14 protein-coding genes and 1 tRNA gene are annotated in these 12,074 nt (G+C 63.2%); 12 read left to right on the top strand and 3 right to left on the bottom strand.

The window, feature by feature from the left end; genetic code table 11:
- Positions 1–288: 288 nt before the first annotated feature.
- Positions 289–522, top strand: coding sequence for a hypothetical protein (locus PGB28_RS10560; RefSeq protein ID WP_271421485.1), 234 nt, complete (start codon positions 289–291; stop codon positions 520–522).
- Positions 523–642: 120 nt separating this feature from the next.
- On the opposite strand, the gene PGB28_RS10555 is transcribed toward PGB28_RS10560, so the two are convergent.
- A complete protein-coding gene (locus tag PGB28_RS10555) occupies positions 643–1,269 on the bottom strand; it encodes a helix-turn-helix domain-containing protein (RefSeq protein ID WP_271421484.1) in 627 nt (208 codons plus the stop codon).
- Between the two features lie 91 nt (positions 1,270–1,360).
- On the opposite strand from PGB28_RS10555, the gene PGB28_RS10550 reads away from it, so the two are divergent.
- On the top strand, positions 1,361–2,866 hold the full coding sequence (locus PGB28_RS10550; RefSeq protein ID WP_271421483.1) for a class I adenylate-forming enzyme family protein: 1,506 nt from the start codon (positions 1,361–1,363) through the stop codon (positions 2,864–2,866).
- Here PGB28_RS10550 and PGB28_RS10545 read toward each other — a convergent pair.
- Both PGB28_RS10545 and dksA read right to left on the bottom strand, forming a co-directional pair.
- A complete protein-coding gene (locus PGB28_RS10545; protein WP_271421482.1) occupies positions 2,863–4,038 on the bottom strand; it encodes an FAD-dependent oxidoreductase in 1,176 nt (391 codons plus the stop codon). The two genes, PGB28_RS10550 and PGB28_RS10545, sit on opposite strands and share 4 nt — an antisense overlap.
- Before the next feature lie 88 nt (positions 4,039–4,126).
- On the bottom strand, positions 4,127–4,549 hold the full coding sequence (gene dksA / locus PGB28_RS10540) for an RNA polymerase-binding protein DksA (protein WP_271421481.1): 423 nt from the start codon (positions 4,547–4,549) through the stop codon (positions 4,127–4,129).
- A 179-nt stretch (positions 4,550–4,728) separates the two neighbouring features.
- On the opposite strand from dksA, the gene PGB28_RS10535 reads away from it, so the two are divergent.
- The 10 genes from PGB28_RS10535 to PGB28_RS10490 all read left to right on the top strand — a co-directional run bounded on the left by PGB28_RS10535 (position 4,729) and on the right by PGB28_RS10490 (position 12,017).
- Complete coding sequence (locus tag PGB28_RS10535; RefSeq protein WP_271421480.1) at positions 4,729–5,568, top strand: AAA family ATPase; 840 nt, start codon at positions 4,729–4,731, stop codon at positions 5,566–5,568.
- 334 nt (positions 5,569–5,902) lie between these two features.
- Positions 5,903–6,367: a GNAT family N-acetyltransferase gene (locus PGB28_RS10530; RefSeq protein ID WP_271421479.1), complete on the top strand. Its 465-nt coding sequence runs from the start codon at positions 5,903–5,905 to the stop codon at positions 6,365–6,367.
- Positions 6,368–6,370: 3 nt separating this feature from the next.
- Positions 6,371–7,750, top strand: a complete 1,380-nt coding sequence (locus PGB28_RS10525) for a DUF2927 domain-containing protein (RefSeq protein ID WP_271421478.1) — start codon at positions 6,371–6,373, stop codon at positions 7,748–7,750.
- A 45-nt stretch (positions 7,751–7,795) separates the two neighbouring features.
- Positions 7,796–7,963: an apolipoprotein acyltransferase gene (locus PGB28_RS10520; RefSeq protein ID WP_271421477.1), complete on the top strand. Its 168-nt coding sequence runs from the start codon at positions 7,796–7,798 to the stop codon at positions 7,961–7,963.
- Positions 7,964–7,974: 11 nt separating this feature from the next.
- A complete protein-coding gene (locus tag PGB28_RS10515) occupies positions 7,975–9,159 on the top strand; it encodes a vWA domain-containing protein (protein ID WP_271421476.1) in 1,185 nt (394 codons plus the stop codon).
- Positions 9,156–9,515 (top strand): hypothetical protein, encoded by a 360-nt coding sequence (locus tag PGB28_RS10510; protein WP_271421475.1) that lies wholly within the window; start codon positions 9,156–9,158, stop codon positions 9,513–9,515. Before PGB28_RS10515 ends, PGB28_RS10510 begins: the two co-directional genes overlap by 4 nt.
- A 173-nt stretch (positions 9,516–9,688) precedes the next feature.
- Positions 9,689–9,785 (top strand) — tRNA-Asn (locus tag PGB28_RS10505).
- Positions 9,761–10,126, top strand: coding sequence for a DedA family protein (locus PGB28_RS10500; RefSeq protein ID WP_271421474.1), 366 nt, complete (start codon positions 9,761–9,763; stop codon positions 10,124–10,126). The genes PGB28_RS10505 and PGB28_RS10500 overlap by 25 nt, the downstream gene beginning before the upstream one ends.
- 74 nt (positions 10,127–10,200) lie before the next feature.
- Positions 10,201–11,286 carry a hypothetical protein gene (locus PGB28_RS10495; RefSeq protein ID WP_271421473.1) on the top strand — a complete coding sequence of 362 codons (1,086 nt, stop codon included), beginning with the start codon at positions 10,201–10,203 and terminating at the stop codon, positions 11,284–11,286.
- 47 nt (positions 11,287–11,333) lie between these two features.
- A complete protein-coding gene (locus PGB28_RS10490; RefSeq protein WP_271421472.1) occupies positions 11,334–12,017 on the top strand; it encodes a M48 family metalloprotease in 684 nt (227 codons plus the stop codon).
- The last annotated feature ends 57 nt before the right edge of the window (positions 12,018–12,074 follow it).

Here is a 12,074-nt window from a genome sequence, read left to right as displayed (position 1 = left end):
TGTTCCCCCTTCTCGTGCTCCTGGCGGGCCTGAGCGCCTGCGGAGTGGCCAAAACGGCGGTCAAGGTGCCGGTCAAGGCCACCAAGGTTGTCGTGAAAACAGCGCTTTAGCACCACGATCTGGAACGGGGGCATGCCGCAATGCGCGCCATGCCCCTCTTGGCCCGGCATCGCAGGCGTGAGCGAAAACATGCGACTTTGGTCCCGCGACGTTTTAACGTTTTCGTGACAAAGCTGGTTGATGCTAGAATTTGTGAGCGAGGGGCGCTCTTCAACAGGGACGCCAAAAATGAACTGGACCGACATTACCGCCAACTGGAGTGACAGCTTTCATCAGCTGAAATCCCGTTTTCCCCTGATCGACAAATCGGTGATCGGCGATACTCCGCCATCTCCCGACATTGTCGCCGCGCATCTGGCGCGTCAGCATGACCTGACCCCGATGGAAGCGGAAGAGGAATTGCGTGACTGGGCATTCATTCAGGGCCTGGCACGTCAGGCCAGCGAGCTTCAGGCGGGCTGAACCGTCCCCAGACACGACCTTCCGGCGGTCTCCTCCCTTTACACTCAACTTCTCCAACCCACGCGGCTCGCACCCTGGCCGCGGGGCGCGTGAATGGGTGTTGCAGATAGCCGGAAGGCGTCAGGTCAGCGAGGTGACCCACAGGATCGTGGCGTCATCCTCGCTGACCGAAATCACGTTATGACCCATCGTCGCGTCGTAATAGGCGCTGTCACCCCTGCGCAGCTCGATCGGTTCGTAGAACTCGGTGTAGAGTTTGACGATCCCGGTCAGCACATAGAGAAACTCTTCGCCGTCATGGCGCACCCAGCCGTCAAACTCTTCCATCGACCGGGCGCGCACCCGCGCACGGTAGGGCAGCATCTGTTTCTTGGTCAGCGCATCGCCCAGCAATTCATGCTCATACGTCACCGTGGCATGGGCCGCGCCCTCGCCCGAGCGGGTCACGGCAAGCCGGCCATTGATCTTTTCACGCTGCGGCGCGGTAAAGAGCTGCGGCACCGAAATCGCCAGCCCGACCGCCAGTTTCTTGAGCGCCTCATAGGTGGGTGACATCTGGCCGTTTTCGATCTTGGACAGAGTGGAGCGCGCCAACCCCGCCTGTTTGGCCGCCTGTTCCAGCGTCCAACCCTTTTCCTTGCGCAACTCGCGCACGCGCGCGCCAAGGTCGAGCGGTTCGGCCGCGCCGGGCTCATCGCCGCCGTCGCGGGCGATCCGGATCAAGTGTCTGGGGTCTTTCTGGGTCATGGCACTGCTATAGGCAGCGGGCGTCGGGCTTGCAACTCTGCGCGCGCGCTCCTATCCCGGGGCAGCCCCACGATCAGTGACCCGGATATCCATGCACGCGCTCTTCGACCAAGGCCCGCCACCCCCCTGCCCCGCGACCTTCAATCTTGCCGCGCATGTATTGCGCCATGCGCAGGATATGCCGGACAAGGTGGCGCTGGCCGTGCTGGGACCGGCGCGCGCCGAACGCTGGAGTTTCGCGCGCCTGGAATCAGCCGTGCGCGGCATCGCCACCGGGCTTCTGGCGCGGGGGCTGGCCCCCGGTGACCGGGTGCTCATGCGGCTGGGCAACACTGTCGATTTCCCGCTGGCTTACCTTGGCTCAATCGCCGCCGGGCTGGTCCCGGTGCCCACCTCGGCCCAGCTCTCCGCGCCCGAGACAGCGAAACAGATCGACATCCTCGACCCCGCTTTGATCCTGCGCGATCCGGAGGTGTCCTGCGCCGAGACGGATGTGCCGATGCTGCCCGCACAGGAGCTGCATGACATGGCCACGCTGCCCCCCGCGGACTACGCCATGGGGGACCCGGATCGCCCGGCCTATATCATCTTTACCTCCGGCACCTCGGGCACGCCCCGCGCCGTGGTGCATGCCCATCGCGCGATATGGGCGCGGCAGATGATGGTCGAGGGCTGGTATGAGCTGCGCGCAAGCGACAGGGTGCTGCATGCGGGCGCGTTCAACTGGACCTTCACGCTGGGCACCGGGCTGATGGACCCATGGGCGGCGGGGGCCACCGCGCTGATCCCCGCGCCGGGCACCGATCCGATGATGCTGCCGCTCTTGCTCAAACGCCATGACGCCACGCTCTTTGCCGCCGCGCCGGGCGTGTTTCGCAAGCTTCTGACGGCTCCCGCATTGTCCCTGCCGAAACTGCGCCACGCGCTGGCCGCCGGAGAAAAGCTGCCCGAACGTTTGCGCGACGCCTGGCGCGACGCCACCGGCACCGAGATTTACGAGGCCTATGGCATGTCGGAATGCTCGACCTTCATCTCGGCCAGCCCCGGCATCCCCGCGCGCCCCGGCATGCTGGGGCGGCCGCAACAGGGCCGCAAGATCGCCATTCGGGACGAAGATGGCATCGTGGAGATTGGACAGGAGGGCGAGATTTGCATCGCCGACAGCGATCCGGGCCTGATGCTGGAATATCTGCACGCCCCCGAGGCCACCGCCGCAAAGCGCTACGATGGCTGGTTCCACACCGGTGATCTGGGCCGCATGGAGGGGGACGGGCAGATCGCCTATCTGGGCCGGGCCGATGACATGATGAATGCGGGCGGTTTCCGCGTGTGGCCGCAAGAGGTAGAGCATGCGCTGCATGATGTGGCGGGCCTGACCGGGATTGCCGTGACGGATGTAGAGATCAAGGCAGATACGCGCGTGATCGCGGCCTTCTACACCGCCGATCAGGATCTTGACGCGGCCTTGGCCGGGCAGGCCGAGGCCAGGCTCGCGCGCTACAAGCAACCCCGGCTCTACCGGCGTCTGCAAACCCTGCCCACCGGGCCGAATGGCAAACTGTCGCGCCGCGCGTTGCGGGACGGGTTCCGCGCCTAAAGCGCGCGCGTCACGTCATAGCCGTAAAGCCAGTCGAACTGTCCCAGCAGCCGGTCCGGGGCAATGCGCGCCCCAAGCCGGAGGGCGGCATGCGCGGCAAAACGAAACGGGCCGGGCCGCAGATGGTATTTCCACGCATTGCCCGTCGCCGTTGCGACCACCTTTTGACAGCGGGGACGGCGCGCGGCCTCATAGGCGGCAAGCCCCGCCGCCGGATCGTCATGGCTGGCCAGACAGTCGGCCAGCGCCCAGGCATCCTCCAGCGCCATATTCGCGCCCTGCGCCATGAAGGGCAGCGTCGGATGCGCCGCATCGCCCAAGAGGGCGCAGGTCCCGTCCTGCCAGCGCGCGGCAACCGGATGGCGAAAGAGCCCCCAGAGATTCACGGTCTCAACGGCGTTCAGCATCTGCCGCACCTGCGGGCCGAAACCGGCGAAAGCCGCGCGCAGGTTGGCGGGATCATCCTCGTGATGCCAGCCCTCATCAACCCAGGCATGACGTTCCTGCGCCGCGACGAGGTTCATGATGGAGCCGTCCCGCATCGGGTAACAGACCAGATGCCGCCCCGGCCCCATATGCACCTGCGCCTCCGCCCCCTGCCCCGTGACATTGGGAATGACGGCACGCCAGGCGACCTGACCGGTAAAGCCGGGCGCGGCCACACCGTTCAACGCGGTGCGCAGTTTCGAATGCAGACCATCGGCACCAATGACCAGCGCGGCCCCGCGGTGATCACCGTTTTGCAACACGACGGAGGGGCGCGGCCCGGGCATCACGTGATCGACCCTTTGCAGCAGGCGGATCTTGACGCCCTGCGCCTGCGCGGCGGTGTAAAGTATGTCGATCAGGTCGGCACGATGGACAAAGAAATAGCCTTGATCCGGCGGCAACCGGTACAGATCCAGCCGCGCCACCTCGGCCCCGTTGCGGTGATTGCGCAGCGAAACCGTCCGTCCCCGGACCGAACGCGCGGCCAGATCCTCGCGCAGGCCCAACGCCTCGATCACGCGCAGGCCGTTGGGGCTGATCTGAAGACCGGCACCGACTTCGCGGATCGCCTCGGCCTGCTCCAGCACGGTGACCTGCGCGCCGCGCGCCGACAGGGTCAGCGCTGCCGCCAGACCGCCAATGCCACCGCCAATGACGCAGATATCCAAACCAAGAAGACTCATCGCGCGTCACCTTCAACAAAAAACGCCGGAGCAAAAGCCCCGGCGTCTCCAATCTCTCGCGGCGCGTGGCCGCACCCGTCATGGGACCTCAGTCGTCGCGATGCACTTTCTCGCGGCGCTCGTGGCGTTCCTGAGCCTCAAGGCTCATGGTGGCGATGGGACGCGCATCCAGACGCTTGAGCGAAATCGGCTCACCGGTCACTTCGCAATACCCATACTCGCCCTCGTCGATGCGGCGCAGGGCCGAATTGATCTTGGCCACCAGTTTCCGTTGACGATCCCGGGTGCGCAGCTCCAATGCGCGGTCGGTCTCTTCGCTGGCTCGGTCGGCCACATCGGGGATGTTGCGGGTGCTTTCCTGCAGCCCTTCAAGCGTGTCGCGCGTATCGTCGAGCAAATCCGCCTTCCACGCGATGAGCTTGCGTCTGAAATACTCAAGCTGGCGGTCATTCATGAATGGTTCGTCCTCGGCGGGACGATAATCTTCCGGTAGAAACACTTCCTGTTTCATCTCCGCTCCCTTTTCCTTGCCGGGCTCAGATGAAATCAATTTTGAACTCCTTCTGCCCTGCGACCCCTCGCGCACCGCATAAACCCAACGCATGGGAATGTCACTACACAAAGCGCTGGATTGTGGTGAATAAATCAGACAGATAGGGTCCGCGCCATGAGGCAGATCAAGAGGCAGAGATGAAGTTCCAGGGCACCGAAACCTATGTCGCCACCGATGACCTGACCATGGCGGTGAATGCCGCCGTGACGCTGGAGCGCCCGCTTCTGGTCAAGGGCGAGCCGGGCACCGGTAAGACCGAGCTCGCGCGGCAGGTGGCCGAGGCGCTGGGCGTGCCGATGATCGAATGGAACATCAAATCCACCACCAAGGCGCAGCAGGGTCTCTATGAATATGACGCGGTGAGCCGGTTGCGCGACAGCCAGCTGGGCGAAGAGCGTGTGCATGACGTCAGGAACTACATTCGCAAGGGCAAGCTGTGGCAGGCCTTTGATGCGGATGAAAAGGTGGTGTTGTTGATCGACGAGATCGACAAGGCCGATATCGAATTCCCCAACGACCTGTTGCAGGAGTTGGACAAGATGGAATTCCATGTCTACGAGACCGGCGAAACGATCAAGGCGCGCCACCGCCCCATCGTGATCATCACATCGAACAATGAAAAGGAACTGCCCGACGCATTCCTGCGCCGCTGTTTCTTTCATTACATCCGCTTCCCGGACACCGACACCATGCGCAAGATTGTCGAAGTGCATCATCCCGGCATCAAGGGCGAGCTGCTCACCGTGGCGCTGACCCAGTTCTACGAGATCCGCGAGCAATCGGGGTTGAAGAAGAAACCCTCCACCTCGGAAGTGCTGGACTGGCTCAAGCTCTTGCTGGCCGAGGACATGGACCCCGAGGACCTGCGCCGAGACGGGGCCAATGCGCTGCCCAAGCTACACGGAGCACTCCTGAAGAACGAACAGGACGTGCATCTGTTCGAACGCCTGGCCTTTATGGCGCGGCGGGGGCGTTAGGCGCGGTTTCGGGGCGTCGAACCGGCACGGATACTTGGTACTGCTTCTGTGAAACGATGCATCTTGCCTCAATCTGCGATTGCAGCACTTGACGTTACGCGAAATCACCTCATGAAATACGGCATGTGCGCACCCCATATCTGGTGTGACACGCTTCATTTACCCACAAGCCAACCCTTTGATTTGGCTGAATTGCAACGGTTTTGCCGCGGCTCGGAAATCGGGCAATTTCCCGGTTAGGAAAACACAACAATGCCCTATACTCTCCCAAAAGGCGACAAAGCCTTAAAGGATGTCTTAAGGCATCTGAGAGAGCAGGCAGAAGAAAAACAACATGTCGAACGCGGCTGCGGGATTGCCCGTTACCATCCGGACTTTGCGCGCAAGCGACCGTGACCAGTGGGCTTCCCTCTGGCGCGATTACCTCGCCTTCTACGAGACATCCGTTCCGGACCGCATCTACGACGTGCTGTTTTCCCGCCTGTTGGGCGATGATCCCCGGGATTTCAACGCCCTTGTCGCCGAGGTCGATGGCCGCCTTGTCGGCCTGACGCATTACCTGTTCCACCGTCACGGGTGGAAAGAGGAAGAGGTCTGTTACCTGCAGGACCTCTACGCCGCCCCCGACATGCGCGGGCGTGGCGTCGGACGCAAGCTGATCGAAGCGGTCTACAAGGCCGCTGATGATCATGGCGCGCCTTCTGTCTACTGGCTCACTCAGGAGTTCAACCATACGGCCCGGGATCTCTATGACCGGGTGGCGGTGCTGACCCCTTTCATCAAGTACCAGAGAGCCTGAGCCATGCGTAAATACAGACGATTTCTCTTGCCGTTTTACTTGATGCTGAGCGCCTGTATGCCGGTCACCCCGGCCGATACGCCCACCCGCGCAGCCAGTTTCAGCGCCAGCGACCTGCCCGCGATGAAAACCTTTGCGGTGCCGCGCCCTGCGCCCGCGCTGCGGTCCAATTCGGACATCGCGCGCGATTTCCTGGACCTGAGCTTCAAGCTCGAAAGCGGCCGCGCCCTGCCGTCCTTCTCGCGTTTCGAGGGTCCGATCACCGTTCGGGTGACCGGCGACGCGCCCGCCGCGCTGGACAGCGATTTGCGCCGATTGTTGCATCGGTTCCGGACCGAGGCGCAGATCCCGATCGCACAGGCCGAGGGCGGCAAATCCGCGAATATCCTGATCCATGCAGTCAGCCGCAAAGCCATTCACAAGGCCCTGCCCCAAGCGGCATGCTTTGTTGTGCCCAATGTGACCTCGCTGTCGGACTACAAACGCCTGCGCCGGACACAGGCGCTGAACTGGGCGCGGATCACCGAACGTGAAACCATCTCGATCTTTATCCCCAACGATTCCAGCCCACAGGAAATGCGCGATTGCCTGCATGAAGAGCTGGCACAGTCGCTGGGGCCGCTCAATGACCTGTACCGGCTGAGCGATTCCGTGTTCAACGATGACAATGTGCATACGGTTCTGACCGGGTTCGACATGCTGGTGCTGCGCGCCACCTATGACCCGGCGCTGCGGTCCGGCATGACCCGGGCCGAGGTGGCCGCCCGCCTGCCCGGTATCCTGTCGCGGATCAATCCGCGCGGCGACACGCTTGCCCCGAACCGCGCTGCCCGCACGCCGCGTGTCTGGATCGACGCCATTGAAACCGCGCTTGGCCCGGGCACGAAACCCGCCGCGCGCCGCAAGGCCGCGACAGAGGCGCTTCAGGTGGCCTCGGCCATGGGATGGCAGGATCATCGCCGCGCCTTTTCCCATTACGCCATGGGCCGGTTGATTCTGTTGTCCAATCCCCAGCGAGCCAAGGCCGAGTTTGCCGCCGCGCGGGTCTATTACAGCAATACGCGCAACTCCAATCTGCACCTGGCCTATGTCGCCTCGCAGCTGGCGGCTTATGAACTGACACAGGACCGTCCCGAGCTGGCGTTGAGCCTTGTGAACCCGCATATCGACACCGCTGCGCAGCATGAAAACGCCGCGCTTCTGGCCACGCTGATGATGATCAAGGCCGAAGCGCTGGATCTCATGGGGCGCGTGTTGGAAGCACGCGAGGTGCGCATGGACTCTCTGGGTTGGGCGCGCTACGGATTTGGCCCGGACTGGGCGGTGCGCGCCAAGCTGCGCGAAATCGCGGCGCTCAGCCCACTCAAAGGATTTCGCGGCTAGGCTTTCGGCCTCTGCCGCAACGCAGGCAGAGGAAGGGTTTCGCCCATGATCGTCATTATTGCTGCCCTGATCGGCGCCATCATCGGCGGCACGCTCGCCAAGAAACGCGGCGGACAACTTCTTGATATCATTCAATATACCGGCATCTATGCGCTGGCCTTCGGCCTTTTGGGCCTGATTGCCACGCTGGCGCTGGACCGCTTCATCTTTTAGGGCGCGCGCCGGTGTTCGTCCCTTTCTTCGAGACGTTGCGCCGCGCCGGTGTGCCGGTCTCTTTGCGCGAATATCTCACCTTCCTCGACGGGATGTCGGCGGGGCTGGCCACCTATGACGTGGAGGCGTTTTATTACCTCGCCCGCGCCTCGATGGTGAAGGACGAACGCTATATCGACAAGTTCGACCGCGCCTTTGCTCATTGTTTCAAAGGCCTGGAAGAGATCAGCGCCAGCGATGTGCTCAATGCCATGGACCTGCCCGAGGACTGGCTGCGCAAACAGGCCGAGAAACACCTCAGCCCCGAGGAAATGGCCGAGATCGAGGCCATGGGCGGGTTCGACAAGCTGATGGAGACGCTGAAAAAGCGGCTTGAGGAGCAAAAGGGCCGTCATCAGGGCGGATCGAAATGGATCGGCACCGCCGGAACCTCGCCCTTTGGGGCCTATGGCTACAATCCCGAGGGCGTGCGCATCGGCCAGAAGGAAAGCCGCCACCAGCGCGCGGTCAAGGTCTGGGACAAACGCGAGTTCCGCAATCTCGACGATCAGGTCGAACTGGGCACCCGCAATATCAAGGTCGCGTTGAAACGCCTGCGCAACTGGGCGCGCACCGGGGCGAATGAAGAGCTTGACCTCGACGGCACGATCCGCGCCACGGCGGAACACGGCTATCTGGATGTGCAGACCCGGCCCGAACGGCACAACGCGGTCAAGGTGCTGTTGTTCCTCGATGTGGGCGGCTCAATGGACGGCCATATCCGCGTGGTTGAAGAGCTGTTCTCTGCCGCCCGCACCGAATTCAAGCATCTGGAATATTACTACTTCCACAATTGCCTGTATGAAGGCGTCTGGCGCGACAATGCCCGCCGCTGGTCCGAAGTGACCCCGACATGGGAAGTGCTGCGCACCTATGGCTCGGATTACAAATGCATTTTCGTCGGAGATGCCTCCATGTCGCCCTATGAAATCGCCTTTGCGGGCGGTGCCAATGAGCATTGGAACGAAGACGCGGGACAGGTCTGGCTGGAGCGCGCGCGCGAGCAATGGCCCGACAATCTCTGGATCAATCCCGTGCCCGAGCGGCATTGGGGCTATACCCAATCCATCTCGATGATTTCCGAGATTTTCGAACATCGCATGGTGCCCATGACGCTGGAGGGGCTGGAACGGGGCATGAAGGACCTGGCCCGGTGATCTCCTCTGTGATTGCCACGCTGAAACTGCTGTGGCGCGAGCATCGCTTGCTGCTCTCAGCCTTTTTTCTGGCGCTTGCGATCACCATATTCTTTGCCGTGCGTATGACCGTTTTCTGGGTGTACTGGTCCGATCCGGAGCATCGCAACCAACCGATCCAGGGTTGGATGACGCCGCGCTACATCGCGCATTCCTGGCAGGTGCCGCCGGAACTGGTGGGCTCTGCGCTGGGGCTGGAACCGGGCGCGGGGCGCATCACCGTCGAAGAGATCGCACGCGACCGCGACGTGCCGGTCGAGGTGGTGATCGACGAAATCATGGAGGCGATCCGCGCCCATCGCGACGCCCACCCATGAGCGACGCACTGTTTCAGCTTGTTGCCGATTACGGCGTCTGGCTTCTGGCCGTATCCTGTTTCCTGTCCTGCCTGCTGGTGCCCATCCCGACCTCGCTTCTGATGCTGGCAGGCGGGGCCTTTGTTGCCTCGGGCGATCTTGAGCTGGGCAATGTACTGGCCGGGGCGTGGCTGGGCGCGGTCCTGGGCGATCAGACGGGTTATCACATCGGGCGGCAGAGCGCCGGGCTGTTGGACCGGTTTGCCTTGGGGAATCCAAGCCGCGCCGCCACGCTGGCCAGGGCGCGGGCGCTGGTGGCGCGGCGCGGGGCGATTGGCGTTTTTTTCAGCACATGGCTGCTTGCACCTCTGGGGCCTTATGTCAACTTCATCGCCGGAGCGACAGGGCTGGGTTGGGGCCAGTTCACGCTGTGGGATGCGGCGGGCGAGGCGATATGGGTGCTCGCTTATATCGGGCTGGGCTACGCCTTTGCCAACCAGCTCTCCGCCGTGGCCGACATCGCGTCCAGCGCCTCGGGCTTTCTGGCCGCCGGGGCGGTGGCGCTGGGGTTGGGCGCGCTGCTCTGGTCGCGGGTGCGCAAGATCCGCCAACAGCAGCGCAAGGCCGGGTGACCGCGTCACGGGTCACAGCCTTGTTTTGCGAAAACCGCGATCCGCGTTACACTGCGCCCATCCGGAGACTGCCCATGCCCCGCCTCATCATCCTCAGTCTGGCTGCCCTGTTCTTCCTGCCGCTATCCGCGCAGGCCTTTAACCACGAGTATCGCGCGGCGGGGCTTCGGCTGAGTATGGCCACGACGGATGAGGCGCGCGCCAAGGCGATGGCAGACATGGCCAAAGCGGCCAGCCGGTCGCGGGCCGAGGGAGCCGCGCTGGCGGTGGAACTGCTGTCACAGCAATCGCTGGCGCTGGCCAATGACGACGCGTTCCAGACCTTTCTGAGCCGCGTGGCCGACCGAAACACTTTTTCCGACCCGGAAGCTTACGGCGAGGCGATGACCCCGCTGTTGCGCGCGATGACCCGCACCATGCGGCCCACGCTCACCGATGTGAACGCGCTGATCAAACTGGGCGACGCGATCAAGAAACACGATGAACGCGCCAAGGCCTTTGGGCTGCCCACGTTTCAGGACATGGCCGCCAAGCTGGCCAATACCGGCGAGGGCACGGTGGGGCTGATCCTCAACGGGATCCTTGCCGCCGCCCAGTTCGCCAAGGACCGCGAAGCGGGCGACCGCATGACCGACGCCGCCACCCGCAAGGCGCAGGACCGTTTCCTGTCGATGCTGCCCGACAGCATCGCCCCATTCAGCCCCGCCCTGCCTTTTGCCCGCGACCAGATCCGCTGGACCGGGCGGCAGTTCGACCGCTCCTCGGCGGCCATCGACCTTGTGACCGAGGCGATGGAAACCGGCGAGTTCGACACCGCCGCCTATGAAAAGATCCGCGACGAGATGATGCGCGATTTCCGACGCGGTCCGTGGGACAGGGGCACCTATGGCGACGCGCTGGTGGCACTGTGCAAGAAGATCGGACCGCTGGGCACCTTCTGCAAGGATATCTTCGACACGCTTGCGCCACTTTGGGAGCCGCAGCATTGCAAGGCGATCAATTGCGATTGCGCCAATGTGGGCGGCGGTATTCTTGAGCGCGCCTGGTATGGCGAATGCAAACGCACCGAGGATTGGCTGATCGACGAATGCCGTCGCACCGGGATCATTCCCGGCACCTGTCACAATATCTCGGGACCAGCGGCGATTCCGCCGTTTTGAACCTGCTTTACGCTTGTCCCCGGCCGCGCACCGCCCATATCTGAGACATGATCAAATTCACGCCCATCCTTCTGGCCATCCTCTACGCGCTCGTCATGTACCGCTTCTCGGTGTGGCGCACCTCGCGCGAGCTGGATGCACGTTCGACCGAACTGGCCGATCCACGGCTCAAGGCGCTGACCGACCGCATGGCGTCCGCGCTCGATCTGCCGCGCATTCGCGTGCATATCTACGAGATCGACCCGGTAAACGGGCTGGCCGCACCCGATGGGCGGATCTTCATCACCCGCGGCTTTTACCGCAAGTTCCAGAATGGCGAAGTCACGGGCGAAGAACTGGCCAGCGTGATTGCGCATGAGCTGGGGCACGTGGCGCTGGGCCATTCGCGGCGGCGGATGATCGACTTTTCCGGACAGAACGCGCTGCGCACGGCGCTGGCCATGGTGCTGAGCCGCTTCCTGCCCGGTGTGGGCGTGTGGATCGCCAATACGCTGACATCGCTGTTGGCGGCGCGGCTGTCACGCGGCGATGAATACGAGGCCGACGCCTATGCCGCCGCACTCCTGACCAAGGCGGGCATCGGTGTGGCCCCGCAGATCAGCCTGTTTCACAAGCTTGACGCGCTGACCGAAAAACGCGCGGGCGCAGTGCCTGCCTGGCTCATGAGCCACCCCAAGACGGCGGAACGCATTGCCGAGTTGGAAAAGCTGGACAGCCGCTGGCAGGGCTGAGGCGCGTCTCTGCACTGGACAAACGCTCCTGCGCGTAAGAACCTTTACGCAATCAAA

The sequence above is a fragment of the Primorskyibacter aestuariivivens genome, assembly GCF_028023675.1.
Taxonomy (GTDB): Bacteria; Pseudomonadota; Alphaproteobacteria; order Rhodobacterales; family Rhodobacteraceae; genus Marinovum; species Marinovum aestuariivivens.
Note: the sequence above shows the minus strand (reverse complement) of the source record. Positions and strands in the feature narration are given on the sequence as shown.